Consider the following 26,998-nt stretch of genomic DNA (forward strand, 5'->3'; position numbering starts at 1 on the left):
TGGCCGGCACCCGGAGGCGTAGCCGTCACGCCGCTGCGCGTGGCACCCGGCGGTCCGAGCCTGCGCCGCGCTGCGCCCCGCCGCGCCACCCGGGACCGCCGGCTCCCCCCGAGGGGCGGTCAGCCTGGTAGCCGTCGGGCGACAGCCGCAGAGCGGAGCGCGAGCCGGGCGTCCCGACGAGCCGAGCGCACCGCCCGCCGTACCCGGCGTCGACCGTGTCGCACGGCGCGGTCCGTCCGCCAACGCAGCCCCGGTCGTCCCTGAGTATCCGCCACGGCGAGCAGCAGCCCGCCCAGAAGTCCGAGGTTCTTGAGAAAATGCACCTGATCGAGTCGCCGTTGCTCCGGATCGGCGACCGACCAGAACGGGTGGCCGGCGATCGTGGTCGGCACCAGCGACCCGGCGAGTACCGCTGCGGCTGGTCGAGTCAACTGACCGGTGGCCAGCAGCAGCCCGCCGACGAGCTGGGCGGCACCGTGCATCCGGACCATGCTGGACGGGTCGGTCGGGATGTGCTGGTTGGCGCGGGACAGCACCGGCCCGACCCGCTCGGTCACCGGCCTGGCCTGCTCCACGTAGGGCTCGGGGTTGGCTACCGCCCGCGCGCCGCTGACGATGAAGATGCCGCTGAGCAACGCGCGAGCCGTGGTACGTACGGGTCTCATGGTTCAGTCATACCCGGTCGCACACCCCGCTACCCATCGAACGACCCAGCCGGTGCCCCGACTCGTCGGCGACGGCCCGCCCCGACGCCCTGGTCGGTCAGCTGGGCTGGGTCCGTAGATATCGGCCGAAATGCGGAACGGTGAAGGCGACCGTGCCCCGTTCACCCGAGTAGATCAGCCCCTTCTTGATCAGCGCGTCGCGGGCCGGGGACAGACTGGCCGGCTTGCGCCCGAGTGACCGGGCGATCTCCGCCGTCGGTACCGCGACGTCCGGGTCGCCGTCGCCACGGTGCTGCTCGCCGCCGCTGAGCTGCCGGTCGGTGTCCCCGCCGCCGTTTTCGTCGTCGCCGCCCCCACCTGCGCTGGTGGCGGCGCGGTGCTCGCCGGGGAAGGCCAGGGCGGCCATCGCCCGCATGTATTCGCGCTCCGCCGGGGTGGCCCGCTCGAAGCGGGACCCGAAGAAGCCGACCGCGAGTTCCGCTTCGGCTTCCGGGGCGGCGACCCGGACGTCCGCGGCCGTGATCGGCGAGCGCGGGGCGTGATCCCAGGTCGCCTTGCCGTACGCCTGAACGAAGTATGGATATCCGCCCGACTTGTCGTACAGCAGGTCGAGCGCCTTCGCGTCGTACTCGACCTCCTCCCGGCCGGCCGGCGCGGTCAGCGCATGGTCGGCGGCGACCCGGTCCAGCCGGTCGATCCGTTGGTACCGGAACAGGCGTTCGGAGTACGACTTCGCCGCCGAGAGCACCGCCGGAAGGTGTGGCAGTCCGGCCCCGACCACGATCAGCGGTCCGCCCTGCTGGGACAGTTCGTGGCAGGCGGCGCAGAGCGCGGAGACGTCGTCGCCACCGACGTCCTGCATCTCGTCGATGAACAGCGCGATGCCCGTACCGACGTCGCTGGCGACCGCCGCCGCGTCGGTGAAGAGCTCGACCAGGTCGATCTCGATGTCTCCGGAGTCCGCGCGACCGGTCGCCGCCGGCACGTCGATGCCGGGCTGCCAGCGGTCCCGCAGCCGAGCGGGCGTGCCGCGTCCGGCGGTCGTCGGGTTCGCGCGCAACGCGAAGGCCTTCAGTACGCCGAGGAAGTCGTCGATCCGGTCGGGTGCCCGGTGGCGGGGGGCGAGTTCGCGTACGGCCATGTGCAGCGCGGCGGCGACCGGCCGACGCAGCGACTGGTCCGGCCGGGCTTCGATCTTGCCCGTACCCCAGAGCCGGGTGATCGCCTGCGAACGCAGTGTGTTGAGCAGCACGGTCTTGCCGACTCCACGCAGGCCGGTGAGCATCAGGCTGCGCTCGGGCCGGCCACGTGCGACGCGTTCCAGGACGACGTCGAAGACGTCCAGTTCGCGTCCTCGCCCGGCGAGTTCCGGTGGTCGTTGGCCGGCGCCGGGCGCGTACGGGTTCCGGATCGGGTCCACGTCTGGCACCGTATCGGGTCGTCTAACGTCAGCGCTAGAACTCGATAGAAACCGCGAGCATGTCGAGATCGCCGGGCACAAGTATGGGCCGTCGAGCTGTCGGGCCGTCGAGCAAAGACTAGGGCTGTCTAGCTGGCACGCTAGACAGCCCTAGTCTTTCCGATGCACCTGGCTGGCGACCAGGTCGTCAGAGTTCCCTCATGCAGAGCACGTAGTCGAGGATCGTTTGCTCGCTGTCGTTGGTGTAGGTGGTGTCGGTGTCCGGGTGGCCGAAGACCGGATCGTTGCACCGCTCGGTGTCAGTGGTCAGCGGGATGCGCGCCAGCACCTCGAACGTGCCGGGATCACACGGCACCTTCCGCAGTACGGCATCGTCGTCGGTCCCGTCGTTGACCACACAGTCACCGACCACGATCAGGTCGCTGTTGCCGCCGGATCCCGGCGGCGGGGTGGTGGCGTCGAGATCCGGATCGTCCTCAGTCGGCGACGGCTCGGCGGTCACGACCGGTGCGCCGGTCGCACCCGTACCGTCGCCTTCCATCAGCGCGAAGGCGGCGATCGCGCCACAGCCGCACAACAGAAGCAGCACCACCGCGCCGATCACCAGGCCGATGATCAGCCCGGTCTTCGACTTCTTCGGCGGCTGCGGAGGACCGCCGGGCATGCCCGGCGCCGGGCCCCAGCCCGGACCGGGTGGCGGTGGAAAACCGCCACCGGAGCCCGGCGGTGGTGGGTACCCACCACCGGACGTCGGCGGTGGGTAGCCGCCGCCCGGGTACCCCGCCGGCTGCCCGCCCGGCTCGTAGCCCGGGGGATAAGCCGTGGTCGGATCGGGATATCCGCCACCGGACACCGGTTGTGCCCCTGGTGGCGGAGGGTAACCGCCGCCGGCTGGATACTCGGGTGGCGGCGGGAAGGCGGGGCCCTGCGGGTACTGGGGGTAGGCGGGCTGGCCGGGCTGGCCGGCGGGGTCGTCGGGCTGTCCCATACCGGGGTAGCCCGGCGGACCGTAGCTGGACATGATCTCCCTAGCGTCGTCGCTGCGGCGGTCGGTGCGATCTGGCGGCGTGGCGCGGACCGACCGTGCTACCGGCCACGGTAACCAACTGTCGCCAACGGCGGACCGGCCGCCCGGCCATGATCGTCACCGTTGCCTGAGGCAGAGAACGAAGTCCAAGGCGTCGAGCTGGCTGTTGAAGAAGTACCAGTTGGTGTAGCCCTCGACGTCGGCGCATTTGGTCTTCGCGTCTTCCTCACCGTCAGTGACTCCGTCGAAGCGAGCCAGCACCTCGTAGGTGCCATCGTCGCACTCGGTGATCGTCAGTACGGGAGTCTCGTCCTCCGACGGTGCCTCGTTGCGCACACATTGCCCCTCGCTGACGAAGCGGGCGTCGTTCGACGAGGTCGGCGTCGGGGTCGGAGCCGGGGTGGTCTGGTCGACGTCCGGCGTCTCGGTAGGTGCCGGCGGGTCGACGGTCGGCACGACCTGCGTATCGGTCGTCGGCAACGTCTGGTCCAGCTCGGTCTGCTGCTGATCTGGCCGGGTCATCAGGTAGACGCCGGTCGCGCCGCCACCACAGAGCAGCACGGCGAGCCCGATCACGACCGCGACCAGAGTCGTGCTGAAGCCGCCTCGCTTCGGCGGCCGACCCGCGCCACCACCGCCCGGTTCCCACGCCGGGCCGGGCGCCGGAGCCGCCGGTTGGCCCGCTCCCACCTGCCAGGTCGAATCCTGCTCACCGGCCCAGCCGCCAGCGGGTCGGGTGGCGGTGTTCCAGTTCTGGTCCGAACCGCCCGGCTGCGCCGTCGTCGCCGACCAGTGCTGGTCTCCCCCGTCCGGCGACCACGGCTGGTCCGGCCCGCTCGCGCCCTGCCACGGCTGCTCGCGCTGCGGAGTCCAGCCTTGGCCCCCGTAGCCCGGCTGAGTCGAATAGCCGTCGGCCGGACCGCTGGGTGCCGGTTGACCGGCGGGCGTGTCACCCCACGGGTCGTTGCCGCCCCAGGGATCCGAGGGCTCCCGATATTGCTCCGGCGGCTCACGATCGGGCCACCGGTCGGGCTGCTGACCGGGGTACGGCCCGCCGGGCGGTCCGTATTGCGCCATGTCCTGTCCTCCTGCGCGGCGGGGGGCGATCCTGGCCACCCGCTTGGGACGGCGATGATGACGTCACCGTAGCGTGGCCTACCGATGAGCTCACCTCCCGGAAGAACGCCAACCCGCCGTGGACCGTCCGATTCGTCGGGACTTTCCGATGCCGGCCACCCCGCCCGCCCACGCCGTGTCAGGAACCCGACGCCGCTCGTGCCTGGTCAGCGGACGAAGAGGTCAGCGGACGAAGAGGGTGGCCCGGCCGTCCCGTACGCCGAGGATGCGTCCCATGCTGTCGACGTCCACGACGCGGTCCGTGGCCCGCAGCCCCACCGTGGTCAGGTCGACCATCGTGCCGCCCTGCCACCGGAACGGATGCACCGCCCCGTCGACCGTGTGCGCGAGGCCGACGATCACGCCCCGGTCGCTGATCGCCGCCGCGGCGCTGCCGCGCCCGCCGAGCGTACCGAGGTCGCGGATCACACCGTTGCGCCACAGGTACGCGTGGCTTTCACCCGCCGCGGTGGCCGAGTTGCCGACGATCTCCCGGCGGTTGTTGACGTCGGTCGGTTCGTTCAGCCACCATCCCGTGCCACCCAGGTCGCCGAGGTCGGTCAGCTCGCCGTCGTGCCACCGGGCACCACGACACAGGCACGGGTAGCCCGGCAATGGTTCGTACTGGCCGACGATGTCGCCCCAGTTGTTGATGCCGACCTGGGAGGAGTACGGATTGTTGTGCCACAGCGGGGTCAGCGTCCCGGCACGCCAGAGGAAGCTCTGATCGGGTGAGGTCACGGATTCGCTCGTGCCGTACACCGTGCCCCAGTCGTTGATCGACATCCCGTACGCCGCCCTGCCGGCGATCCGGTCGATGAGGGTGAACGTGCCGTGGCGCCAGACAGCGGCCTGCGAGGTGCCGTCGCCCGCCCAGGCGGTGCCGACGACCGTGCCGCGTTCGTTGATGTCGCCGACGGTGAACCGGGTGAATCCGGGCGGCGGTGCCAGCAGGGTCAGCCGTCCGGCCTGCCAGCGGTAGGTGTGGTTGGTGCTGCTGCCGACGACCTGACCCCGGTCGTTCATGGTCAGGCTGTAGTAGTTGGCGGTGAAGCCCAGGTCGATGGCGTGGTAGTGCCGTTCACCGGAGTCGGCCGCAGCGGGGTCGGGCGCGGGTGCGGCGGTGAGCGTGCCGGTCGCGGCGAGGGCCAGCACGGCGGCCAACGCCAGGGTACGGGGGGTACGTGTCACAGTGGCGAGGGTGGACGGTCGGCGCATGGTGGGCTCCTTACCGCTCCGGGCGGGTCCGCCGGGAGCATCAGCGAGATCACTTATGGTGCGCTGCTGAAGGCGCACGGTGATAACACTGTGGAGTCAGGAGCCGTGCCCGGTCAATGCGAACCGCTGTCGGATGGCCGCCTGCCGGCGCGGACGATCGCCCTACAGCAGACGGAGCTGACGGTCCTTGGGGCGACGTGGGCCGTCGTCGCCGAGCCGGTCGAACAGTCCGGCGTCGATCGCGTCGAGAAACGGTGTCGGTCGGGTCTCCCGCTCCTGCCCGTGCCGAACCCGCCGCCGGGCGTGCGACACGTAGAGCCGGTCCTGCGCCCGCGTCAGGCCCACGAAGAACAGCCGACGTTCCTCGGCGACGTCGTCGTCGGTCGGTGTCCTGCCGGGGAACCGCATCGGTAGCAACCCGTCCTCGCAGCCGACCAGGAAGACCACCGGGAACTCCAGGCCCTTTGCGGCGTGCAGGGTGAGCAGGGTGACCGCTTCCGCCCGCGGATCCAGTGCGTCGACCTCGGCGCCGGTGGCGATCTGGGCCAGGAACGTCGGCAGGTCGTCGCCGCAGCGCAACGCGAGCGGGGTGAGTAGGTCGACCGCCGCCCAGATGTCGGCCGGGGCCAGCGACGGCCCGGACGGCGAGTCGAGAGTGGGCGCGGTGAGCCGTTCGGCGAGCAGTTGACCGGTCAGGCGTACCCGTGCGGCGAGCGAACCGCCCAGGTTGCTGGCGTGCCGCAGTTCACGGGCGATCGCGGCCACCCCCGGCCGGTCACGCAACCGGTCGTGCGACCGCTTCTGCACCGGCACCCCGGCCCGGGACAACGCGTCGACGATCGGGCCGGCCTGGGCGTCGGTCCGGTACAGCACGGCGATGTCCGAGAACGACACGGTCGAGGACTGACCGTCGATGCGGCCCGAGTCCAACGAGCGGTGCGAGATCCCCCCGACCAGTTCGTCCACCGTACGCACGACGAACGCCGCCTCGTCGCCGGCCGTACCCGCCGGGTAGAGCCCGACCAGCGGGGCCTGGGGATCCAGCCGGGCCGGCTCCAGCCGCCGCCCACGGACCAGCGAACTCGGCGCGATCGCCTGCACCGCGGCGGCCAGGATCGGGGCGGCGGACCGGTAGTTGCGGGCCAACCGGACCAGCCGGGCGTCGACGAAGTCCTCCGAGAACCGCAGGAAGTAGCCCACGTCGGCACCCCGGAACGAGTAGATCGCCTGATCCGGGTCGCCGATCGCGCACAGGTTGCCGTCGGCCGGGCTGAGCAGCCGCAGCAGTTCGTACTGATCGGCGTCGACGTCTTGGTATTCGTCGACGAAGATCCACCGCCACCGGTCCCGGTACCGCTCGACCAGTCGCGGGTCGTCGCGCAACATCCGCAGCGGCAACGTGACCAGCTCGTCCAGGTCGACCAGGTCCTGGCCGCGCAGCAGCTTGGCGTACGCGGCGTCGTCCTCGCCGGCCTCGGTGCGGGCCTGCGCCCGTTCGGTGTCGTCGGCGATGCGGAAGGTCGCCGGTAGCCCGGCGGCCTGCGGATTGTCGCGCAGGATGGCCAGACCCAGCGAGTGGAAGGTGGCGACCGTCACGTCCTCGGCGACCGGGCCGAGCAGCCCGTCGAGCCGGGACCGCAGCTCCTCGGCGGCCCGGCGGGTGAAGGTGATCGCCAGGCAGTGCTCCGGGTAGACGTTCAGCTCGGCACAGAGGTACGCGATCCGATGGGTGAGGGTCCGCGTCTTGCCGGTACCCGGCCCGGCCACGATCAACAGCGGGCCGCCCGGTGCCGAGGCGGCCACCCGTTGCATGGCGTCCAGCCGGTCCAGCAACCCGGTGCCGACCTCCTCCATGCCGGCCAGCATCGGCTCGAACGGCTCGTGCGGCGACAGCGGAGGTGGTGGCGGGATCGGCGGCGGGTCGGCCTGGGCGGTCGCCCGGCCGGCGCGGACTCCGGCGCGGGCTCCGGTCCGGCCGCCGCGGCGGCCGCCGGTCTCGCCGCCGGCCGCCCGAGCACCGCTACCCGACCGGGCGGCGGCGTCGGCCGCCGCCGGCTCGTCGGCGGGGCGCTGCCGGGGCGCGGGTACGTCGAACAGCGCCTCCGGCTGCGGTGCCCCGCCGCCGCTGCCCAGCTCCTCGGGCGCGAAGAGACTGATCACCCCGTACTCGCCGTCGTAACCCGGCACCCGACGGACCTCACCGCGACGCAGCCGCTCGATTGCCTCGCCGAGCAGTTCGCCGCCGACGCGGCGGATCTCGTCGACCGGCACCGTGGTCAGGATGTCCAGCTCCGAACCGAGCGCGGCGACCAGGTTGACGACCTGGCCCTCGACGGTCTTGGAACGGGCCCCGACCCGGTTGATCTCGCCGACGATCTCCGGCAGCTGCACCAGGTGGGTGACCTGCTTGGCGTTCGTCGGCCGGTGGCCTTCGGCCCGGTCGGCGAGGTCGGTGACCCGGCTGAGCACCCCGACGGTCAGCGGTTTGCCGCACTGCGGGCAGCGGCCACCGGCCTGGCGGGTCCGCTCCGGCGCCCAGTTGATCCCGCAGTTGCGGTGGCCGTCGGCGTGGTACTTGCCCTCCTCGGGGAAGAACTCGATCGTGCCGACCAGCCCGGCGCCGGTGCGCAACGCCTCCCGTACGGCGTAGTAGTCCATCGCTGTGGCCAGCACGGTCGCCTCGCGGGCCAGCGCCGGCGGTGAGTGGGCGTCGGAGTTCGACACCAGCTGGTAGCCATCCAGACTGGACACCCGCCAGTTCATCGCCGGATCCGACGACAGCCCGGTCTCCACGGCGAAGATGTGCCCGGCCAGGTCGGCGTAGCAGTCGGCGATCGCGTCGAAGCCCGACTTGGAGCCGAGCGCCGAGAACCACGGGGTCCAGATGTGCGCCGGCACCAGATAGCCGTCGGGGCTGGCCTCCAGGGTGATCTCCAGCAGATCGCGGGAGTCCAGCCCGAGGATCGGCCGGCCGTCCGAACCGAGGTTGCCGATCCGCCCCAACGCGGTGTTGAACCGGGCGACCGCGTCCAGATCCGGCAGGTAGATCAGGTGATGCACCTTGCGGGTACGGTCGTCGCGTTTGTAGATGGTGGAGATCTCGACGCTGAGCTGGTAGCGGACCGGATTGGCCTCGGCTTCGCTGGCGAGCCGGGGCGGCAGCCGCCGGGCCACGTCACGTTCGGCTTCCGGGCTGAGCCGGTAGAGCCCCGGCTCGGCCGGGCGCAACGACTCCCGCAGGTGGTCGAACCAGGCCGGGTGGGTGAAGTCGCCGGTGCCGAGCAGGCTCACGCCCTTGCGCCGGGCCCACCAGGCCAGGTTGGACATGTTCAGGTCGCGGCTGCAGGCACGGGAGTAGCGGGAATGAATGTGCAGGTCGGCGACGAAGGATCCGGGACCCGTGGCGGAGCCGGGGGAGGGCACGGCGCGGTACGGGGGCACGCCGCATCCTGGCACGCCGACGCCGGCTTCGGCGTGTCGCCACGCGCGGAAACCCACGAGACGTGACTCTCACTCAGCGGCTCCGCAGCTCGACCAGAGACACCTGGGGCGGGGCGCCGACCCGTACCGGAGGCCCCCAGAAACCGGCACCGTTGGTGACGTAGACCTGGGTGCCGTCTACCTCGCCCAGACCCGACACGACCGGCTGCACCAGCCGGACCGCGAGGTTGAACGGTACGATCTGGCCGCCGTGGGTGTGCCCCGACAGTTGCAGGTCGACGCCGTACCGGGCGGCTTCGGTGGCCTGCACCGGCTGGTGGGCCAGCAGCACCACCGGCCGGTCCGGATCCCGGTCGCCGAGCGCCCGGTCGTAGTCGGGGCCGGCCAACGGACCGGCGTCGGCCGCCATCGTCTCCCCGGTCGGGTCGTTGACCCCGGCCAGATCGATGACACCACCCGGAGTGACGATCTCTCGACGCTCGTTGACCAGCACCCGCATGCCGAGCCGATCGACCTCGGCGACCCATTCGGTCACGCCGGAGTAGTACTCGTGATTGCCGGTGACGAAGAAGGCGCCGTACCGGGAGCGAAGGTCGGCCAGCGGGGCGGCGGCCCGGCCGAGTTCGCCGACCGTACCGTCGACCAGGTCGCCGACCACCGCCACCAGATCGGCGTTCAAACCGTTGATCAACTCGACGATCCGGGCGGTGTGCGCCGGTCCGGTCAGCGGGCCGATGTGGATGTCGGAGACAGTGGCGATGCGCAGACCGTCCAGGGACCGGGGCAGCCGGGCCAGCGGCACCTGGACCCGGTCCAGCCGGGGCGGACCGAGGGCCGTGCGGACGCCGTACCCGGTGATACCCGCAGCCGTGAGCCCGGCGAAGATCGCCACGCCGCGCGCGATCAGCAACCGGCGACCCGGGTCCGGCACCCCGCCAGCCGGTTCGCCGGCCGGCGGTAGTGCGGTGACTGCGGTGGCCGGCTGCGGTGGAGCGGCCGGCTCGACGGGCACGGTCGTCGCCAGCTCGCCGACGGTCCCCACCTGGCGGGCGCGGGCCCGGCCGACCAGCCGGACCACCAGCATCGGCGGTTCCAGCGCGAGCAGGGCGACAAGCAGGTAGAACATGACCGCCAGCCACACGTAGCCCGGCCAGGCCAGCCAGGACAGGCCGGCGGACCGGGAGCTGACCATGGTGGCCGGAACCAGCACCGCCAGGCCGACGGCGAGCATACTGCCGGCCCACCGCAACCGGCCCGGCCTTGTCGTGTCCCGGATCAGCCGCTTCCACAGGTAGAGGTGGATCAAGCCGGTGATCAGGGTGAGCGTCCCGACGAATCCCAGCAAGGCGAGCACGTTTCGTGGCCTTTCTCGGCAGCTGTCCAGCTGTCGACGAGCCTAGCCACCTGCGAACGGTGGCAGGACGTCGACGGTCACACCGGGCGGCAGCGGAGTCTGACGATCCTGCCAGGTGGTGCCGTCCACCAGGAAACCCGCCACCGCCAACACCCGGGCCAGTCGCTCACCGTGCCGGTCGGCGAGTTCGGCGACGAAGGCGGCGTGGTCGAGCCCCGCGCCGAGCGTCTCCTCGGCCCGCCCGGCGGCGGCCCGCGCGCCAGCGAAGTATCGCACCGTGATCGTGTCTCCGGCGGCCGTCCTCGTGTCTCCGGCACCCGTCGGCCTGTCTCCAGTGGCCATCCAGTCAGCCGCCGATCGCCGACATCGGCCGCGTGGGCTGGAGGAACGTCGGATCGTCAATTCCGTGTCCGGCCCGCTTTCCCCACATCGCGACGCGCCAGAGCCGCGCCAGTTCCTCGTCGTCGGCGCCGGAGCGTACGGCGGTCCGCAGGTCGGACTCGTGTCGGGCGAACAGGCAGTCCCGTACCTGGCCGTCGGCGGTCAGCCGGGTACGGTCGCAGTCGCCGCAGAACGGTCGGGTGACGGTGCCGATCACCCCGACGCGGGCCATCCCGCCGTCGTGCGCGGTACTGCCGTCGTGCGCGGTACTGCCGTCGACCAGCCAGGTCTCGGCCGGCGCGCCGCCCCGTTCGGCGGGATCGGGCAGCAGGGTGAACTCGGCCCGCAGCGCGGCGAGGATCTCGGCGGCGGTGACCATCTCGGTACGGTCCCAGGCCTGCTGCGCGTCGAGTGGCATCTGTTCGATGAACCGCAGTTCGTAGCCGTGATCGAGGGCGAACCGCAGCAGCGCTGGTGCCTCGTCGTCGTTGATCCCGCGCAGCAGCACCGAATTGAGCTTCACCGGGGTCAGCCCGGCGCTCGCCGCACCCGCCAGCCCCGCCAGCACGTCGGGCAGCCGACGGCGGTGCGCCAGCCGGGCGAAACGTTCCGGGTCGAGAGTGTCCAGCGACACGTTCACCCGGTCCAGGCCGGCCGCGCGCAACCCGGGAGCGAGCCGGTCGAGCCCGATACCGTTGGTGGTCAGCGACAGCACCGGTCGGGGACGCAGCGCGGCGGCGGCGGCGACGATCCGGGTCAACCCAGGGCGCAGCAGCGGCTCACCGCCGGTGAACCGGACCTCGGTCACCCCCAGCATCCGGACGGCGACGCCGATCAGCCGACTGACCTCCTCGTCGGTGAGGATGTCGGGGCTGGGCAGCCAGGGCAGACCCTCCGGTGGCATGCAGTAGGAGCAGCGCAGGTTGCACCGGTCGGTGAGGGACACCCGTAGGTCGGTGGCGACCCGCCCGTACCGGTCGGCGAGCCCGTCGCCGTCGGGCCGTGCGCTCGGTTCCATCCGCCGACGGTAGCGCGCCGCCGCCGACTCCGGCCGCCCCAGCCCGGCGCTCGGTCGGACGCGGGCGCGGCTCAGCCCGCCAACGCGCGCCGCGCCGCGCCGGCTACCGCCGACCGGTACGTCGCCCCGAACAACGCGGTGTGCACCAGCAACAGATGCAACTGGTGCACCGGCAGCCGGGCCGCCCAGCCGTCCGCCAACGGCCATTCCTCCTGGTAAGCGGCGAGAATCCGGTCCAGGTACGGCGCCCCACCAAAGAGCGCCAACTGGGCGAGATCGGTCTCCCGATGTCCGCCGTGCGCGGCCGGATCCACCAGCCGGCACCGACCGTCCGCCGCCCAGAGCAGATTGCCCGGCCAGAGATCGCCGTGGATCCGTGCCGGCGGTTCCTCCCCGCCGTACCCGTCGATCGTGTCGATCACCTGCTCGACCAGCGCGACCTCCGCAGCCGACAGCGCGCCGTCGTCCGCCGACATCCGCAGGTACGGTGCCAGCCGGCGCTGCGCGAACCACGCCGACCAGGGCTGCCCGGTGACCACGGTGTTGTCCTGCGGCAGCCCGCCGATGAAGCCCGGCCAGTACGCGCCGAAATGCTCCGCCCCGGCCCGATGGGTGTGTGCGAGGGCCCGGCCGAACCGTTCGGCGGCGACGGGATCCGGCTCGCCCGGTTCGATCCATTCCAACGCCAGCAGTCCGGGCAGCGCGACGACGACCTCGGGAACCGGCGCACCGCCGGCCGAGGCCGCCGCGCCCAGCCAACGCAGCCCGGCTGCTTCGGTGGTGAAGAAGCCGTCCGGCACCGGCCGCCCGGCCCGCTCCGGCCAGGACTTGGCGAACACCGAGTTGCCGTCGTCGAGCGTGAGCCGGCTCGCCGTACAGATGCTGCCCCCGGTCACCGGTGTCTCCCGGATCCGCTGGTGGGTCAGGAACGTCGGCAGGTGCTCCGGGTGGGCCCGCAGGTACGCCAGATCCATGTGTCGCACGGTAGCCCCCATCGCCGTACCATCCACCGGGCCGGTCCGTCGATCTGCCCGATCGACCTGCCCCACCGGCCTGCCCCACCGACCTGTCCCACCGGCCGCTTCGCCGGGTAACCGCCAAGGGCGCGGAATCGCCCCACCTGGACAAATACGCAGAGTAGCTGTGGATAAGTCGGCGTGTCGTCCACAGACGGGCCGGAGGTGGCCGCGCCGGTCGGCCGGCCGGCGGAACAGTTCCGGCATGACACCCACCGATCCCGCCGAATCCGTCGCCCTCACCGTCCGCGAACCCGCCGACCTGATCGCCGCCGTGCCGTACCTGATCGGTTTCCACCCCACCGACAGTGTGGTCGTGGTCGGGATGCGGGACGCGTCGGTGATCTTCGCCGCCCGCGCCGACCTGCTCGACGACGCCGTACCGGCCGACATCCGGGCCGCCGCCACCGCCCAACTGGTCTCGATCGTCGACCGCCAACGGGTGGACGCCGCCGTCGTACTCGGCTACGGCCCGGCCGACACCGTCGACCCGACCGTGGACGTGACCGCCAACGCCCTGCGTCAACTCGGCATCCCGCTGTTGGACGCGCTGCGCGTGACCGACGACCGCTACTGGTCCTACTACTGCGACGATCCGACCTGCTGCCCACCGGAGGGCCGTCAGATCGCGCCCGGGGTCAGCCCGTTGGCTGTCGCCGCGACCGTCGCCGGCCAGGTGGCGCTGCCCGACCGGACGGCCCTGCGGCAACAGGTGGAGCCGGTCACCGGTGTGGCCCGCCAGGCGCTGCGGGCCGCGACCGAGCGGGCCCGCGTCCGCTGGTCCGCACTGGTCGACCAGGCCCCGCCGAGCGATCTGCTCGGTGCCCGTACCCTGCGCCGGGCCGGCGAGAAGACGATCCGGTTGTTGCTCGACCGGCAGCGTCGAGGTGCCGCTCCGACCGATGACGACGTCGCCTGGCTCACCCTGCTGTTGACCGACCTGGCGGTGCGCGACTACGCCTGGGAACGGATCACCGACGAGCCGTGGCAGGTCACCTTCTGGCAGGACGTGCTGCGCCGGGCCGAACCGGAACTGGCCGCCGGGCCGGCCAGCCTGCTCGCCTTCGCCGCCTGGCGGCTCGGCAACGGAGCGCTGGCGCGGGTCGCCCTCGATCGGGTGCTGGACACCGAGCCCGACTATTCGATGGCCCGGCTGATGGACGACGTACTGGTGCGTGGGATTTCACCAGCGGCGCTCGGTGACTGGCCCAAACGGGATCAGGACGGTGGCGACGGACGGGCCGGTCGCATCGATCGTCGGCGCGGTCGCCGTCGTCGCCCGGACAGTGAGCGGCGCGATCGCGCCCGCCCCGCTGGCCGTCGCCGCCCGTAGGAGCAGCCGCCGCCAGTGAGCCGCCAACGCCGGTGAGAGCCACCATCGCCCGTGCACCGCGCCCAGTCAACCGACCCGGTCGGCACCGGCGTAGACGTTCATCGTCGATCCACGCAGGAAACCGACCAGGGCCATGCCCGCCTCCTCGGCGAGCGCCACCGCCAGGCTGCTCGGCGCGGAGATCGCGGCCAGCATCGGGATACCGGCCATCCACGCCTTCTGGGTCAGTTCGAAGCTGGCCCGCCCGGACACCAGCAGCAGGTGACCGCGTAGCGGCAGCAACTCCTCGCGCGCGGCCCAGCCGATCACCTTGTCGACGGCGTTGTGCCGTCCGACGTCTTCGCGGACCGCCCGCAGTTGCCCGTCGGCGGTGAACAGGCCGGCGGCGTGCAGTCCGCCGGTCCGGTCGAAGCCCTGCTGGGCGGCGCGCAGCCGGTCCGGCAGGCCGACCAGCACTTCGGCGGTGACGGTGGTCCGGTCGGCGGCCAAGTCGAAAAGCGACCGGGTACGGATCGCGTCGATGCTGGCCTTTCCGCACACCCCACACGAACTCGTCGTGTAGAAGTTGCGGGCCGGGTCGGTATCCGGCGGCGGCACGTGGCCGGCCAGGGTCACGTCGACGACGTTGTACGTGTTCGGCCTGTCGGTGCCGGCACACAGCTGGGCGGTCAGCACGTCGTCGGCCGACCGGATCACTCCTTCGGTGAGCAGGAACCCGATCGCCAGATCGATGTCGTGGCCCGGCGTACGCATGGTGACCGCCAGTGGACGCCGCCGCGCCGGCCCGGCCGGCCCGGCCGGCCCGACCCGGATCTCCAGCGGCTCCTCGCCGGCCACGGTGTCCATCCGGCGTACCCGCCGGGCCGCTGCGGGCGTGTCGGTTCCGCCGCCTGTGCCGCCGGCACCGCTCTCGTCGCCGACTTCGATCCGCAGCACCGTCCGGCGCTCACCTGCCCTGCCCATGTCACCCATCCTGCCGCCGGCCATCGGTCACCGGCCATCGGTCCGGCTGATCACGGCTCGACCGAGGTGTCTGCGGTGCATCTGCGGCTTGCGCGGGAACCTCCGTTGTCGTCATCCGCCACGCGTGACGACAATGGGTGTTCCCTCGATCAGAGATTCAGAGTGTTCAGTCGAACTCGAGGCAGAACGGGTGGCCGGCGGGGTCGGCGTACACCCGGAAGCCCGGCTCGACGTCCGACAGTTTCGTCGCACCGAGCGCGAGCACGGCGCGCTCGGCCTGATCGATGTCGTCGACCCGGACGTCGAGGTGGATCTGCTGCGGCCGGTCCGGGTCCGGCCAGCGGGGCGGCTGGTGGTCGGGAGCGTGCTGGAAGCTGATCCGTGGACCGTCTCCGGCGGAGATGTCGATCCAACTGCCGTCGATCCGGGTGATCTCGTACCCGAGCAACTCGCAGTAGAACCGGGCCAGCCGCTGCGGGTCCGGACAGTCGAGCACGATCGCTGAGAGTCGTCCGATCATCCCGCCACGCTACCTTCGCGCGTCCGTAGTCGTTGGGCGATGGCGGCGTAGTGCGGTCAAGTGTCCCTTGAGTTGCCGCACTACGCAGCCAGGCCTTGAGTCAGGAATAGTCGGTTGTGTCCCGGCAATTGAGGAAATCGGTGTGCCGAAGTCGGGTGTTCCAGATCTGCCTCACGCTAGGACGCAGTTGTTGGCGGCCATGAGGCTTGTTCGGTTCGTACCAGCTGAATGTCTCGATCTTGGCGGTGCCAAGAAGGAGGGCCTCGTCAAGGGCCGGAATCAGGTCGGTGTCCTGGGCGGCGAGGATGACAAGGTCGACCTCCTCGCGGCGGGCCTCCCGAACCATGGCTAGGGCGCAAAGCACATCAACACCCTTTTCTTGTGGCGTACCGATCACGATGCGCTTCCCGGAGGGGTCGCTTGCTGGTTTGCCGTATTCGTCGTAATGGTATCTGTACTTGAGTGGTCGTAGGGTTACCGATACACGCGGGTCGCGTTCCCACTCGGCTTTTTGCATCTGGTTTCTGCGGTGTCCGCTTGGGTCGTGATCGGGTGATGGCTCGCCTCGATAGACGAGCACTTTATGTAGCTCTGCATGTGCCATGCCTGGTTTTTGTAGGTCGTTTCGAGTCTTCAATAATTGGTTGGCGAAGTGTAAGGGATGTATCAAGGTTTCATGTTTTGGTAGGCCTTGGTGCGCGACGAAGAGTCCGTGTCCGGTAAGGTGCACATTTTGGAGGCTTATTCAGCAGGCCTCCGACCCGCTACAGTAGACCCCCAATAAAAGGACGATCCGCTCTTCCGTAGGATGGAGTTACCACACAACATCACAAAGAAAAGCGGACCGCCGAACATGTATCATACCACTGGCTTCACCACGGACCAGATCCGCGACCTCTGCGTGCTGGTCCGAGCGGAATGCCAGGATCTGGATGTGGAGCCGTGGCCCCCGGTCCTTGGTCTCTACCGCGCTGTCGTCGTCGCGTTGACCTACATGCGTCGCAACCGCGTCCAAGCGGAGATCGCCGAAGCACACGGCGTCTCCCAGCCGACGATCTCGCGAGCGGTCACCGGCATCACCCCGGTCCTCGATCGCGTGCTGACGGAGTTCGTACCGACAGCCGACGACCTCAGCCCGACCGACCAGTACATCGTCGACGGCACCCTGCTTCCCTGCTGGTCATGGCGCACGCACCGCTGTCTGTACTCCGGCAAGCACAAGACCACGGGCATGAGCGTCCAGGTCGCCTGCACCCTCGACGGCGCGCTCGCCTGGATCTCCGATCCCGTCACCGGCAACCACCACGACTCGTACGCGATCAACGACACCGGGGTCCTCGTCACCCTGAATCCCGGAGACTGGATCGGTGACAAGGGCTACGTCGGCAACGGCATGATCACCCCGTACAAGAAGCCCAAAGGTGGCGAGCTCGCGGAATGGCAGAAGGAATACAACAGGCAGGTCAACAAGATCCGCTGGGTTGTGGAACAGGTCGTCGCGAACCTGAAGACATGGCGGATCCTGCACACCGACTACCGCAGACCGCTCGCGACCTTCACAGAAACGATCTCCTGTGTTATCGGATTGCACTTCTACAGGATGGCCTGTGAATAGACCTCTTGGTAATCAATGACGATGGTGGCGCGAAGGGTTGTCATGGGAACATGCTACTCGAGCATAAAAAAACCCCACCAGTCCCGGAGGACGGTGGGGAACTATGTAGCTAGTCTGCCACACAGATGCTCCCCGCGCCAGCCGATCTGGCGACAAGATCGCCATCCTGCGTCGCTGGCTGGGCCAGCGATGCGGGGAGCCTTTCGGCCTATACCGGGCATGGGGGGCAGGTCCGGGCACGTCGCGCTGTTCCCCGTACCGTCAAGGTGTGACCGAACTCGCGGCGATCGTGTTGACCGGTGGCGCGGCGCGCCGGATGGGCGGCGTCGACAAACCGGGCGTACCGGTGAATGGGGTGGCCATGCGGGACCGGGTGCTGGCGGCCGTCGCGCGCGCCGACCCACGCGTCGTCGTCGGCCTACTGGCCGATCCGCCGCCGGGTGTGCTGACCGTACGGGAGGAGCCGCCCGGTGCCGGTCCGGTCGCCGCGACCGCCGCCGGCCTGGCAGCGCTGACCCGGCCCGACATCGAGCCCGGGGTACGCGTCGACATGGTCGCGGTGCTCGCCGGCGACCTGCCGCTGCTCACCGCGCACGCGGTGGACCTGCTCGTCGACGCCGCCCGGGACCAACCGGCGGCCGGGGCGTTGTACGTCGACGACACCGGCCGGCGGCAACTGCTCTGCGGAGTGTGGCGTACGGCTGCGCTACGCGACGCGATCACCCGACTCGCCACCGGACGGGGTGGCGCGTTGGCCGGGGCGTCGATGCGGGCGTTGCTCGCGGACCTGACCGTCACCGAGGTCACCTGGCGCGACCCCGGCCCGCCACCGTGGTTCGATTGCGACACCGACCAGGACGTGCGGCAGGCGCAGGAGTGGAGCCGATGAGCGACACGATGGACCAGTGGCTGGCGGTGGCCACCGCCGAACTCGGCCTCGATCCCGACGACGTGCCGGTGCCGGTGGTGCTGGACCTGGCCCGCGACGTGGCGCACAACGTACTGCGCCCCGGCGCGCCGGTCACCGCGTACCTGCTGGGGGTGGCCGTCGGTCGAGGCGCAGACCCGGTCGAAGCCGGCGCCCGGCTGGCCGCCCTGGCCCGCGCCTACGGCGGCGGTGAGGTCAGGCCGGCTCCAGATGAGGTCAGGCCCGCGCCAGGTGAGGTCAGGCCGGCTCCAGGCGGATGACGATCTGCTTGGACGTCGGGGTGTTCGAGCCGGCGGCGGTGGAGTCGAGCGGCACCAGCACGTTCGCTTCCGGGAAGTACGCCGCCGCACATCCGCGCGCCGTCGGGTAGCTCACCGCTCGGAACCCACTGGCCCGGCGCTCGACCTGGTCGGACCACTCCGACACCAGGTCCACCAGGTCACCGTCGGCGAAGCCGAGCGCGGCCAGGTCGTCCGGGTGCACGAAGACCACCCGCCGTCCGCCCCGGATGCCCCGGTAACGGTCGTCGAGCCCGTAGATCGTGGTGTTGTACTGGTCGTGGCTGCGCATCGTCTGCAGCAGCAGCCGACCTGCCGGCACGTCGATGACCGTCAACGGGCTCACGGTGAACGCGGCCTTGCCCGACGCGGTGGCGAACGATCGCCGGTCGCGCGGCGGATGCGGCAGGACGAAACCGTCCGGCTCGGCGACCCGCCGTTCGAAGTCGGCGAAGCCCGGCACGACCTCGGCGATGGTCGCCCGGATCATCGCGTAGTCGGCCTGGTACGCCTCCCACGGCACCGGCGAGTCGGGCAGCGTGGCACGGGCCAGCCGGGCGACGATCGCCACCTCGGACAGCAGATGCTCGCTGGCCGGGGCGAGCCGGCCCCGGGAGGTGTGCACCGCCGACATCGAGTCCTCGACGGTGACGAACTGGTCGCCGCCGGCCCGCCGGTCCCGTTCGGTGCGGCCCAGGCAGGGCAGGATCAGCGAGGTCTGACCGGGCACCGCGTGCGAGCGGTTCAGCTTGGTCGACACGTGCACGGTCAGCGCGCACGAACGCAGAGCGGCCTCGGTCACGGCGGTGTCCGGGCTGGCGGCGGCGAAGTTGCCGCCGAGCGCCACGAACACGCGGACATCGCCGTCACGCATCGCCCGGATCGCGCCGACGGTGTCCAACCCGGTCCCGGTCGGCATCGGTACGCCGAGTTGCCGACCGAGCGCCGGCAACCAGGCCGGCGGCTCGTGCCAGATGCCCATGGTCCGGTCACCCTGCACGTTGGAGTGCCCACGGACCGGGCACAGCCCGGCTCCCGGCTTGCCGATCATGCCGCGCAGCAGTTGGACGTTGACGATCTCGCGGATCGCGTCGACCGAGTCCTGCCGCTGGGTCAGCCCCATCGCCCAGCAGACGATGGTCGCCTCGGAGTCGGCGAACAGCTTCGCCACCTCGACGATCTGGGCCCGGTCCAGCCCGGTGGCGGCGGTCACCGCCGCCCAGTCGGGCCCGTCGGGGCCGGCGAGCCCGTCGAGGCTGGCGCGGTACTCGGCGTACCCGGTGGTGTGGGTGTCGACGAAGTCGGTGTCGACCGCGTCGGCGGCGACCAGCAGGGCCCCGATCGCCCGGAACAGGGCCAGGTCGCCGCCGATGCGGATCTGCAGGAAGTGGTCGGCCAGCGGGGTGCCGGCACCGACCAGCCCGCCGGGGCGCTGCGGGTTGCGGAACCGCATCAGCCCGGCCTCGGGCAGCGGGTTGACCGCGACGATGGTGGCCCCGTCGCGTTTCGCCTTTTCCAGGGCGGACAGCATGCGGGGGTGATTGGTGCCGGGGTTCTGCCCGACCACCACGATCAGCTTGGCCCGGTGCAGGTCGTCGAGGGTCACCGACCCCTTGCCGATGCCGATGGTGCCGAGCAGCGCCACCCCGGACGACTCGTGGCACATGTTGGAGCAGTCCGGCAGGTTGTTGGTGCCCAGTGACCGGGCGAACAGCTGGTAGAGGAACGCGGCCTCGTTGGAGGTGCGGCCGGAGGTGTAGAAGGCGGCCCGGTCCGGGGTGTCGAGTGCCTGCAGCTGGTCGGCGACCAGCCGGAACGCCTCGTCCCAGTCGATCGGCGTGTAGTGGTCGGCGCCGGGCCGGCGGACCACCGGGTGGGTGAGCCGGCCCTGCTGGCCGAGCCAGTGGTCGGATCGGGTGGCGAGTTCGCTGATCGGGTGGGCGGAGAAGAACTCCGGGGTGACCCGGCGCAGCGTCGCCTCCTCGGCGACGGCCTTGGCGCCGTTCTCGCAGAACTCGGCGTGCGCGCGGTGCGTGGCGGCCGGCTCCGGCCAGGCGCAGCCGGGGCAGTCGAAGCCGCCGGGCTGGTTGACCCGGGCCAGGGTGAGCGCGGTACGGCGTACCCCCATCTGCGCGACGCCGGCGCGCAGCGCGTGGGTGACACCCGGCAGCCCGGCCGCGCTGGTCGCCGGTTCGCCGACGGTCAGGCCGCGGTCACCGGCGTCGTCGCGGGGAGCGGAACGGGCCATACCGAAACCATCTCACGCCGTGCTCGTCAGGTCGACCTTCGGTTGCCCGTCGTCGCAGCTCATCGCGGGTCGGGCCGGGTGCTGACCCGACGGTGCCGGCTTTCCGACCGTAACCGGGGCTGGTCTGGCCAGCAGGTGACGTGGGTAGGGTGTGCGCACAGCAAGACCGAGCTGACCGTCGTGGGGGAGCAGTGCCGGCAACAGGAGATCAGGCGAGCGGGAGTCAATCGTCGGGCTACGAGCCGATCCTGCTCGACGAACCGAACACGGCCGACCTGCGGGACAAGGTCACTCAGGCGTGGCGGGACTTCGCCACTGCGCTGGCGGCCACGCTTCCGACGCTGCCCGCCGGCGCCCAGGTGGTGCTCACCCTGGATCCGACCGCGTCCGGCACCGGCGACGCCATCTACTCGGTCGGCATCAGCATCGGCCTGCAGGACCGGCTGAACGGGTCGGCGGTCAGCAACGCCACCCTGCCGGCGGATTACCGGATGGATCGGTCCGCTGTCGCCGATCTGGTCGCGCTCGGCTGGTCGCCGCCGGGTGTGGTGCCGGGTTCGGGCAACGACTTCGGGCTGGCGACCACGACCGGTGAGGCCAACCGGCTCGCGTCGGTGGTCGCCCGGACGCTGCGCGACGTGTACGGCGCACCGCATCCGGCGTTCCTGGTCTATCAGGTACGCGGCGACGACGACGCGCCGATCGAGGTCGAGCCGTTCGGCACCGCCCGCCCCGAGTCGTCGCTCGGTGACCACCTCGGATTGCCGGCCGACGACGTTCTCGCCGACGACGGCACCGACGACGAGTCCGGTCCCGCGCTGCCGCTGGACGAGCAGGTTCGTACGGTGGTGGCCACGATGATGCGCAGCACCCCCGAACATCTGCACGTCGACGCGGACGGTGACATCGGGATCCGGGCCGGATCGGCGATGGTTTTCGTCCGAATTCGTGACAATCCGCCGTTAGTCGACGTGTTCTCTCCGGTGCTGACCGAGGTCGAGCCGACCGAGCAGCTCTACGTCAAGCTGTCGGAGCTGACCAACCGGATGCCGATCGGCCGGCTCTACTGCACCAACGACACGGTCTGGGCGTCCGTGCCGGTCTTCGGCCGCAACTTCCAGCCGACACATCTGATGTTGGCGGTCCAGGTGATGACCGGTCTTGCCGACGAGCTCGACGACCGGCTGCACGGGGAGTTCGGCGGCAAGCGGTTCTTCGGCGACGGCGACAAGCCGGCCCGTGGCGACACCGGCAATCACCGTACCGGCATGTATCTCTGACCGGTGCGGGTCAGCCCGGCGGGTCAGCCCGGCGGGTCGGTCACCGCGACCGGCGGTGGCGCGTCGACCAGGCGGGACAGCACGATCATGCTGCGGGTCGAGGTGATGAACGATTCCGCCCGCAGCCGCTCCAGTGCCTGTTCCAGATGGGCGATGTCGGCGGCCCGCAGGTGCACCAGGGCGTCGGCCTCGCCGCTGACGGTGTAGGCGCCGACGACTTCCGGGTGTCGTCGGGTGGCCGCGGCGATCTGGGCGGGGGTGGTCCGTCCGGTGCAGAACAGTTCGATGAACGCTTCGGTGGTCCAGCCGACAGCGGCGGGGTCGACGACGGCGGTGAAGCCCCGGATCACGCCGGCGGCCCGCAACCGGTCCACTCGACGTTTCACGGCAGGCGCGGACAGCGACACCCGGGCACCGATCTCCGCGTACGAAGAGCGGGCATCCGCTACCAGAGACGCAATGATTCGCTGGTCTACGGCGTCTATCTGCAACGTATGGTCCTTCAGGCGCAACGATCACGGCTTCTTATTGCGTAACAGCATACCTACTCTTGGTTTCCGTGACCGATGCGCGCGCCACCGACGGGCTGCCCCGCGTCTACCTGATGTGCCCGCCGGAGCATTTCGCGGTGGAGTACGCCATCAATCCCTGGATGCACCCGGAGTTGCCGGTCGACCCGGAACTCGCCCTCAAACAGTGGGACGGGTTGCGCCAGACACTGCTCGGGTTGGGGCACCAGGTGCACCTGCTCCCGGCCCGCCCGGGGCTGCCGGACATGGTGTACGCGGCCAACGGTGCCTTCTCGGTCGACGGCACCGTCTATGGGGCGCGGTTCACCCATCCGCAGCGGGCCCCGGAAGCCGCCGCGCACAGCGACTTCTATCGACAACTCGGCTGGCGTTACGTCCGGCCGACCGAGACCAACGAGGGCGAGGGTGACTTCGCCTACCTGCCGGTGGCGTACGGCGGCACCATCCTGGCCGGCTACGGGTTCCGGACCGACCCCGACGCGCACCGGCGGGTGCAGGAGACGTTGAGCCGGCCGGTGGTGTCCCTGCGCCTGGTCGACCCGTACTTCTACCATCTGGACACCGCGTTGACCGTGCTCGACGACGAGAACGTCGCCTACTATCCCGACGCGTTCTCCGCCGGGTCGCAACGAGTACTCCGGCAACTGTTTCCGGACGCGCTGCTCGCCGACCGGGCCGACGCGCTCGCCTTCGGGCTCAACCTGGTCAGCGACGGACGCAACGTGGTGCTCAACAGTGGGGCGACCGCGTTGGCGGACCGGCTCGCCGCCGCTGGTTACCGCCCGCACCTGGTCGAACTCGGCGAGCTGCACAAAGGCGGGGGCAGCGTGAAGTGCTGCGTGGCTGAGCTACGCGGCTGACCCGGCGGCACCGGCCGCGACGCTCAGCGGCGTCGCACGGCTCAGCGGCGTCGCACGGCTCAGCCGAGCGTCGCCAGCTCGGTGATCAGGACGTTGGACAGCACCGGCCCGTCCCGTAGCACCTCCCGGAGGTACCACTTCTGTTGCGGCGTACGTGGCTGGTTGAACTGCCACGGCCCGCGTGGGCTGTCGATCTGCCCGATCCGGCCCAGCGCCAGGTTGAGCTCCTGCGCGGTTACCTGCGGACCAGCCGTACGAATCGCCTTGTCCAGCACCTGCGCCGCGTCGTAGGAGGCCATCGCGTACGTGGTCGGCGGCGCGCCGAAGCGCTTGCGGTAGCTGCTGGCGAACCGCAGGTTGGCCGAGTTGTCGAGGTCCACCGAGTAGTTGAGGGCGGTGATGATCCCGGTCGCTTCCTCGCCCAACTGGTCGACGACCGTACCCTCGGTCAGGAAGCCCGGACCGTAGATCTGCCGCTCGTAACCGGCGTCGCGCAACTGCCGGATGAACTCCACCGCCGCCGTGCCGGTGAAGAAGCAGTAGACCGCCTCCGGGTCGCGGGCGATGACCTCCTGCACCGGCTCGGTGAAGGTGTCCCGGCCCGGGTTGGGGGTCGAGTCGGCCCAGATGATCGGCGCGGAGATCCGTTCGTCGCCGGTGCCGAAGCCTTCCCGGAAGCCTTGCACGAGGTCCCGGCCGGCCGGTTGGTCAGCGGCGACGATCGCCACCTCGCCGTCGGCGGAGACCTGCCGCCGCACGTACGTGCCGAGCGCCAGTCCGGGCTCGTCGGAGACATACGATGTACGCCAGATGTAGACCACGCTCTGCAGACTGCGTGGTGAGGCGTTCGAGCCGATCAGCGGCACTCGTGCCTCTTCGACCGTGTCGCGGATGGCGAGCATCACCGCCGAGTTGGCGACCCCGGTCAACGCCAGCACCTGCTGGTTGAGCAGCGAGTCGACGGCGGCCTGGCCGGATTCGGGGGTTTCGCCCTCGTCGGCGATGATCAGATCGACCGGCCGGCCACCGAGCCGCCGCTCGTTGCTGTCGAGGAACAGTTGGAAGCCGTTGAGCATCTCGTCGCCGATCGGCTTGTAACCGCCGGTTTGTGGCACGATCAACCCGATTCGTACGGGTTCGTCGTTGACCAGGCCCTCGTCGTCGGGGTCGTCGCCCGTGCCGATGCTGCACGCACTGGCCAGCCCGGTCGCGCCGAGTGCGGCGAGCAGCTTGAGTGCTTGCCGGCGGTCGATGTGCGGCACAGGGGTGGTCCTCTCGAACGGTTCGACAGGGCAGGATCGACAGGCCGGGTGGAGGGCCCTTCCGGCGTTCTACCGGGTCGGCTACGTCGCGTCAATGCTAAGCGATGCGTTGGGTGCTTATTGTGCTGGTGGTGGGCGTGATCGGGGGACCGGCGAGCGGTCAGCCACCGCGCTGCGTCAAGATGGGACCCATGACCGACACGCCAGGCTCCCCGGACAAGACCGATGAGTCAGTACGGCCCGGTGCCCGCCCCGGTGCGGTGGTGGTGGTAGGCCCGGACGGCCGACCGGTCGGCACGGTCAACACCGGTGCCGCCGCTGACGACGACAGCGCCGATCCGGACGATCCGTCGCGGCTGATCGAGCAGCCGGCGAAGGTGATGCGGATCGGCAGCATGATCAAACAGTTGTTGGAGGAGGTGCGCGCGGCTCCTCTCGACGAGGCGAGCCGGCAACGACTCCGCGAGATCCACCAGCGCTCGATCACCGAGCTGGAGGACGGGCTGGCCCCCGAGTTGCGGGAGGAGCTGGAGCGGATCTCGTTGCCGTTCGAGGACGGCGCGACGCCCAGCGAAAGTGAACTGCGGGTCGCCCAGGCGCAGTTGGTCGGCTGGCTCGAAGGGCTGTTTCACGGCATCCAGGCCGCGCTGATGGCGCAGCAGATGGCCGCTCGGTTGCAGCTGGAGCAGATGCGTACCGGTGGTCGACCGGCCCTGCCGGCTGCGGCGGGCGGGATGATTCCCGGCATGCCGGGTCAACCGGGTCAGCCGGGGGAAGGCGGCGGCCGGACCGGTCAGTACCTGTGACCGACGGGACCGACGGCCTCTGACCGACGGCCTCTGACCGACGGCCGGTGACCGACCGCCCGTCCCGGCTACTGGCCTGACGACAGCTCCTGCTGGTCGAGGAGTGTTTCGAGGTAGGCGGCGACTCCGTCGTCGGCGTTCGAGGCGGTCACCGCGTCGGCGATCTCCCGTACGGCCGGGTGGGCGTTGGCCATCGCCACCGCGCGCCCTGCCCAGGTCAGCATCGGTACGTCGTTCGGCATGTCACCGAAGGCGACCACCTCGGCGGCGGTCACATCCAGCCGGGTGCAGAGCCAGGCCAGACCGGCGGCCTTGGTCACCCCGGCCGCCGAGATTTCCACCAGACCCGACTTGGACGAGTGGGTGGCCTCGGCGAGTCCGGCGAGCGCGCCGGCCACGGTCTGTACGAACACGTCCGGATCGTCCTGGCTGCTTCGGGCGAGCAGCTTGACCGCCGGTGCGGTCAGCAGGTCGGCCGGGTCGGTGACCAGGAGAGCGCTGGGATGGTCGCTGTTCCAGTGGGCCGGCCAGTCCGCGCAGTGGCGCATCAGCCGGCCGTCGTCGACCTCGACGGCGAAGACGACGTCGGGCACCTCCGCACGCAGCCGCCGGGCGACTTCGGCCATGATCTCCGGGTCGAGCGGATCGGCGCGGAGCACCGTGTCGGTGTGTGGGTCGAAGACGACGGCGCCGTTGGCGCAGACCGCCGGCACCGGTTCCCGTAACTGTTCGTATACGGCCGCCAGCCACCGTACCGGCCGGCCGGTGACCAGGATCACCCGGCCGCCGCGGGCCTGGAACTTGTCGAGGGCAGCGGCGGTCCGGGCGCTAACCGACTTATCGGGCCGCAGTAGCGTCCCGTCGAGGTCGGTGGCGACCAGTTGCGGTTGCACTGCCATCACCGGACATTAACCGATCGAGGTAAATCGCTACGCCATCATCGTCATTACGTAGTGTAATGTCATCGGCGGCCCGGCGCACCAGCTGATGCGCATTGGAGACCGCGACCCGAGCCCAGCCGGCCCAGGCGAACATCGGCAGGTCGTTGGGCATGTCACCGAAGACGAGCACATCTGCCGGGTCGACGCCGAGGCTCTCGGCGACCACGGCCAGCCCGCTCGCCTTGTCGACTCCGGGCGGGCAGATCTCGATGTAGCCGAGCCCGGCCTGGGTGACGCTGGCCATCGTCGGTGGGATGAGCTGGACGGCGGCGGCGAGCAGCGCGTCAACGTCGTGCGTCGGCGTCCGGGCGAACGCCTTGATCACGTCGCTGGACAGGCAGTGCGCCCGGCTGCGCGCCTCGAACCGCTCCGGATAGCGCCAGTACGGGTCGTAGTCGCCCCAGAGCGGGGCCTCGTGTTCGTCGGACGCCTCCACCATCACGGTGAGCGGGCCGACGGTCGCCTCCAGCATCGTGATGATCTCAGCCAGGTCGGCGCCGGGCAGCCGTTCGTCGCGCAGGACCCGTGGCCCGGTCGGGTCGCTCTGGTCGACGACCCGGCCGCCGCCGGCCATCACCAGGTAGTCGGCGGCCCGGATGTCGTTGCGGGTCAGCTCGATCAGGCGCGGGCCGCGTCCGGTGGCCCCGACGACCGGGATGCCGAGCGAACGGGCCCGGTCGAGCACCTCGTGGGTGTACTCGGACACGGTCTCGTCGCTGCGGACCAGGGTGCCATCGAGGTCGGTGGCGATCAGCTTGGGTAGGCCGGGGCGCGGCAT

24 protein-coding genes and 1 pseudogene are annotated in these 26,998 nt (G+C 70.6%); 7 read left to right on the plus strand and 18 right to left on the minus strand.

Annotated features, from left to right (window positions below; translation table 11 throughout):
* Nucleotides 1-119: 119 nt before the first annotated feature.
* The 10 genes from O7632_RS03070 to O7632_RS03115 form a co-directional block, all read right to left on the minus strand.
* Nucleotides 120-665: a DoxX family protein gene (locus O7632_RS03070; protein ID WP_278111251.1), complete on the minus strand. Its 546-nt coding sequence runs from the start codon at nucleotides 663-665 to the stop codon at nucleotides 120-122.
* A gap of 97 nt (nucleotides 666-762) precedes the next feature.
* Nucleotides 763-2,085, minus strand: coding sequence for an ATP-binding protein (locus O7632_RS03075; protein WP_278111252.1), 1,323 nt, complete (start codon nucleotides 2,083-2,085; stop codon nucleotides 763-765).
* 187 nt (nucleotides 2,086-2,272) lie between these two features.
* Complete coding sequence (locus O7632_RS03080) at nucleotides 2,273-3,106, minus strand: hypothetical protein (RefSeq protein WP_278111254.1); 834 nt, start codon at nucleotides 3,104-3,106, stop codon at nucleotides 2,273-2,275.
* Between the two features lie 123 nt (nucleotides 3,107-3,229).
* A complete protein-coding gene (locus tag O7632_RS03085; RefSeq protein WP_278111256.1) occupies nucleotides 3,230-4,189 on the minus strand; it encodes a hypothetical protein in 960 nt (319 codons plus the stop codon).
* Nucleotides 4,190-4,411: 222 nt separating this feature from the next.
* Nucleotides 4,412-5,419, minus strand: a complete 1,008-nt coding sequence (locus O7632_RS03090; protein WP_278111257.1) for a hypothetical protein — start codon at nucleotides 5,417-5,419, stop codon at nucleotides 4,412-4,414.
* A gap of 189 nt (nucleotides 5,420-5,608) precedes the next feature.
* Entirely contained in the window at nucleotides 5,609-8,887 is a 3,279-nt protein-coding gene (locus O7632_RS03095; protein ID WP_278111258.1) for a UvrD-helicase domain-containing protein, read from the minus strand.
* Between the two features lie 73 nt (nucleotides 8,888-8,960).
* Nucleotides 8,961-10,241 carry a metallophosphoesterase gene (locus O7632_RS03100; protein WP_278111259.1) on the minus strand — a complete coding sequence of 427 codons (1,281 nt, stop codon included), beginning with the start codon at nucleotides 10,239-10,241 and terminating at the stop codon, nucleotides 8,961-8,963.
* A 42-nt stretch (nucleotides 10,242-10,283) separates the two neighbouring features.
* Entirely contained in the window at nucleotides 10,284-10,583 is a 300-nt protein-coding gene (locus O7632_RS03105) for a MoaD/ThiS family protein (RefSeq protein WP_278111260.1), read from the minus strand.
* A 4-nt stretch (nucleotides 10,584-10,587) separates the two neighbouring features.
* Nucleotides 10,588-11,640, minus strand: a complete 1,053-nt coding sequence (gene moaA, locus O7632_RS03110; RefSeq protein ID WP_278111262.1) for a GTP 3',8-cyclase MoaA — start codon at nucleotides 11,638-11,640, stop codon at nucleotides 10,588-10,590.
* A gap of 71 nt (nucleotides 11,641-11,711) precedes the next feature.
* Nucleotides 11,712-12,614, minus strand: a complete 903-nt coding sequence (locus tag O7632_RS03115; RefSeq protein WP_278111263.1) for a fructosamine kinase family protein — start codon at nucleotides 12,612-12,614, stop codon at nucleotides 11,712-11,714.
* 247 nt (nucleotides 12,615-12,861) lie between these two features.
* Between O7632_RS03115 and O7632_RS03120 the strand changes: the two genes are divergently transcribed.
* Complete coding sequence (locus tag O7632_RS03120) at nucleotides 12,862-13,989, plus strand: DUF4192 domain-containing protein (protein WP_278111265.1); 1,128 nt, start codon at nucleotides 12,862-12,864, stop codon at nucleotides 13,987-13,989.
* 66 nt (nucleotides 13,990-14,055) lie between these two features.
* Here the strand turns inward: O7632_RS03120 and fdhD are convergent, their stop codons facing one another.
* The 3 genes from fdhD to O7632_RS03135 all read right to left on the minus strand — a co-directional run bounded on the left by fdhD (nucleotide 14,056) and on the right by O7632_RS03135 (nucleotide 16,076).
* Nucleotides 14,056-14,952, minus strand: coding sequence for a formate dehydrogenase accessory sulfurtransferase FdhD (gene fdhD, locus O7632_RS03125; protein ID WP_278111267.1), 897 nt, complete (start codon nucleotides 14,950-14,952; stop codon nucleotides 14,056-14,058).
* A 166-nt stretch (nucleotides 14,953-15,118) separates the two neighbouring features.
* Nucleotides 15,119-15,472: a VOC family protein gene (locus tag O7632_RS03130; protein ID WP_278111269.1), complete on the minus strand. Its 354-nt coding sequence runs from the start codon at nucleotides 15,470-15,472 to the stop codon at nucleotides 15,119-15,121.
* A gap of 100 nt (nucleotides 15,473-15,572) precedes the next feature.
* Nucleotides 15,573-16,076, minus strand: coding sequence for a hypothetical protein (locus O7632_RS03135; RefSeq protein WP_278111271.1), 504 nt, complete (start codon nucleotides 16,074-16,076; stop codon nucleotides 15,573-15,575).
* Nucleotides 16,077-16,325: 249 nt separating this feature from the next.
* Here O7632_RS03135 and O7632_RS03140 point away from each other — a divergent pair, with 249 nt between their 5' ends.
* The 3 genes from O7632_RS03140 (at nucleotide 16,326) to O7632_RS03150 (ending at nucleotide 18,275) form a co-directional block, all read left to right on the plus strand.
* The gene (locus tag O7632_RS03140) at nucleotides 16,326-17,087 is read left to right on the plus strand and encodes a transposase family protein (protein WP_278111118.1); all 762 of its coding nucleotides are present in this window, start codon (nucleotides 16,326-16,328) and stop codon (nucleotides 17,085-17,087) included.
* Nucleotides 17,088-17,355: 268 nt separating this feature from the next.
* Nucleotides 17,356-17,976: an NTP transferase domain-containing protein gene (locus O7632_RS03145; protein WP_278111273.1), complete on the plus strand. Its 621-nt coding sequence runs from the start codon at nucleotides 17,356-17,358 to the stop codon at nucleotides 17,974-17,976.
* Nucleotides 17,973-18,275 carry a DUF6457 domain-containing protein gene (locus O7632_RS03150; protein WP_278111275.1) on the plus strand — a complete coding sequence of 101 codons (303 nt, stop codon included), beginning with the start codon at nucleotides 17,973-17,975 and terminating at the stop codon, nucleotides 18,273-18,275. Before O7632_RS03145 ends, O7632_RS03150 begins: the two co-directional genes overlap by 4 nt.
* Here the strand turns inward: O7632_RS03150 and O7632_RS03155 are convergent.
* Nucleotides 18,253-20,541, minus strand: a complete 2,289-nt coding sequence (locus O7632_RS03155) for an FdhF/YdeP family oxidoreductase (RefSeq protein WP_278111276.1) — start codon at nucleotides 20,539-20,541, stop codon at nucleotides 18,253-18,255. The two genes, O7632_RS03150 and O7632_RS03155, sit on opposite strands and share 23 nt — an antisense overlap.
* A gap of 191 nt (nucleotides 20,542-20,732) precedes the next feature.
* Here O7632_RS03155 and O7632_RS03160 point away from each other — a divergent pair, with 191 nt between their 5' ends.
* Complete coding sequence (locus O7632_RS03160) at nucleotides 20,733-21,821, plus strand: hypothetical protein (RefSeq protein WP_278111279.1); 1,089 nt, start codon at nucleotides 20,733-20,735, stop codon at nucleotides 21,819-21,821.
* Nucleotides 21,822-21,844: 23 nt separating this feature from the next.
* Here O7632_RS03160 and O7632_RS03165 read toward each other — a convergent pair whose 3' ends face one another.
* Nucleotides 21,845-22,312, minus strand: a complete 468-nt coding sequence (locus tag O7632_RS03165; protein WP_278111281.1) for an Lrp/AsnC family transcriptional regulator — start codon at nucleotides 22,310-22,312, stop codon at nucleotides 21,845-21,847.
* A 68-nt stretch (nucleotides 22,313-22,380) separates the two neighbouring features.
* On the opposite strand from O7632_RS03165, the gene ddaH reads away from it, so the two are divergent.
* On the plus strand, nucleotides 22,381-23,211 hold the full coding sequence (gene ddaH, locus O7632_RS03170; RefSeq protein ID WP_347403555.1) for a dimethylargininase: 831 nt from the start codon (nucleotides 22,381-22,383) through the stop codon (nucleotides 23,209-23,211).
* 59 nt (nucleotides 23,212-23,270) lie between these two features.
* Here the strand turns inward: ddaH and O7632_RS03175 are convergent, their stop codons facing one another.
* Nucleotides 23,271-24,473 carry an ABC transporter substrate-binding protein gene (locus tag O7632_RS03175; protein WP_278111282.1) on the minus strand — a complete coding sequence of 401 codons (1,203 nt, stop codon included), beginning with the start codon at nucleotides 24,471-24,473 and terminating at the stop codon, nucleotides 23,271-23,273.
* A gap of 182 nt (nucleotides 24,474-24,655) precedes the next feature.
* Here O7632_RS03175 and O7632_RS03180 point away from each other — a divergent pair, with 182 nt between their 5' ends.
* The gene (locus O7632_RS03180) at nucleotides 24,656-25,279 is read left to right on the plus strand and encodes a bacterial proteasome activator family protein (RefSeq protein WP_278119791.1); all 624 of its coding nucleotides are present in this window, start codon (nucleotides 24,656-24,658) and stop codon (nucleotides 25,277-25,279) included.
* A 68-nt stretch (nucleotides 25,280-25,347) separates the two neighbouring features.
* Here O7632_RS03180 and O7632_RS03185 read toward each other — a convergent pair whose 3' ends face one another.
* Together O7632_RS03185 and O7632_RS03190 are read right to left on the minus strand one after the other, a co-directional pair.
* Nucleotides 25,348-26,178 carry a Cof-type HAD-IIB family hydrolase gene (locus O7632_RS03185; protein ID WP_278111283.1) on the minus strand — a complete coding sequence of 277 codons (831 nt, stop codon included), beginning with the start codon at nucleotides 26,176-26,178 and terminating at the stop codon, nucleotides 25,348-25,350.
* A gap of 4 nt (nucleotides 26,179-26,182) precedes the next feature.
* Nucleotides 26,183-26,998, minus strand: a pseudogene (locus O7632_RS03190) (HAD family hydrolase); the annotation flags it as partial.

This window comes from Solwaraspora sp. WMMD406 (assembly GCF_029626025.1).
Classification (GTDB): domain Bacteria; phylum Actinomycetota; class Actinomycetes; order Mycobacteriales; family Micromonosporaceae; genus Micromonospora_E.

Excerpts from the sequence above, each read along its gene's own strand:
- O7632_RS03070 (WP_278111251.1), bottom strand. The coding sequence starts at position 665 with ATGAGACCCGTACGTACCACGGCTCGCGCGTTGCTCAGCGGCATCTTC.
- O7632_RS03080 (WP_278111254.1), bottom strand. The coding sequence starts at position 3,106 with ATGTCCAGCTACGGTCCGCCGGGCTACCCCGGTATGGGACAGCCCGAC.
- O7632_RS03085 (WP_278111256.1), bottom strand. The coding sequence starts at position 4,189 with ATGGCGCAATACGGACCGCCCGGCGGGCCGTACCCCGGTCAGCAGCCC.
- O7632_RS03105 (WP_278111260.1), bottom strand. The coding sequence starts at position 10,583 with ATGGCCACTGGAGACAGGCCGACGGGTGCCGGAGACACGAGGACGGCC.
- moaA (WP_278111262.1), bottom strand. The coding sequence starts at position 11,640 with ATGGAACCGAGCGCACGGCCCGACGGCGACGGGCTCGCCGACCGGTAC.
- O7632_RS03115 (WP_278111263.1), bottom strand. The coding sequence starts at position 12,614 with ATGGATCTGGCGTACCTGCGGGCCCACCCGGAGCACCTGCCGACGTTC.
- O7632_RS03120 (WP_278111265.1), top strand. The coding sequence starts at position 12,862 with ATGACACCCACCGATCCCGCCGAATCCGTCGCCCTCACCGTCCGCGAA.
- fdhD (WP_278111267.1), bottom strand. The coding sequence starts at position 14,952 with ATGGGCAGGGCAGGTGAGCGCCGGACGGTGCTGCGGATCGAAGTCGGC.
- O7632_RS03130 (WP_278111269.1), bottom strand. The coding sequence starts at position 15,472 with ATGATCGGACGACTCTCAGCGATCGTGCTCGACTGTCCGGACCCGCAG.
- O7632_RS03135 (WP_278111271.1), bottom strand. The coding sequence starts at position 16,076 with ATGGCACATGCAGAGCTACATAAAGTGCTCGTCTATCGAGGCGAGCCA.
- O7632_RS03140 (WP_278111118.1), top strand. The coding sequence starts at position 16,326 with ATGTATCATACCACTGGCTTCACCACGGACCAGATCCGCGACCTCTGC.
- O7632_RS03150 (WP_278111275.1), top strand. The coding sequence starts at position 17,973 with ATGAGCGACACGATGGACCAGTGGCTGGCGGTGGCCACCGCCGAACTC.
- O7632_RS03155 (WP_278111276.1), bottom strand. The coding sequence starts at position 20,541 with ATGGCCCGTTCCGCTCCCCGCGACGACGCCGGTGACCGCGGCCTGACC.
- O7632_RS03180 (WP_278119791.1), top strand. The coding sequence starts at position 24,656 with ATGGGACCCATGACCGACACGCCAGGCTCCCCGGACAAGACCGATGAG.
- O7632_RS03185 (WP_278111283.1), bottom strand. The coding sequence starts at position 26,178 with ATGGCAGTGCAACCGCAACTGGTCGCCACCGACCTCGACGGGACGCTA.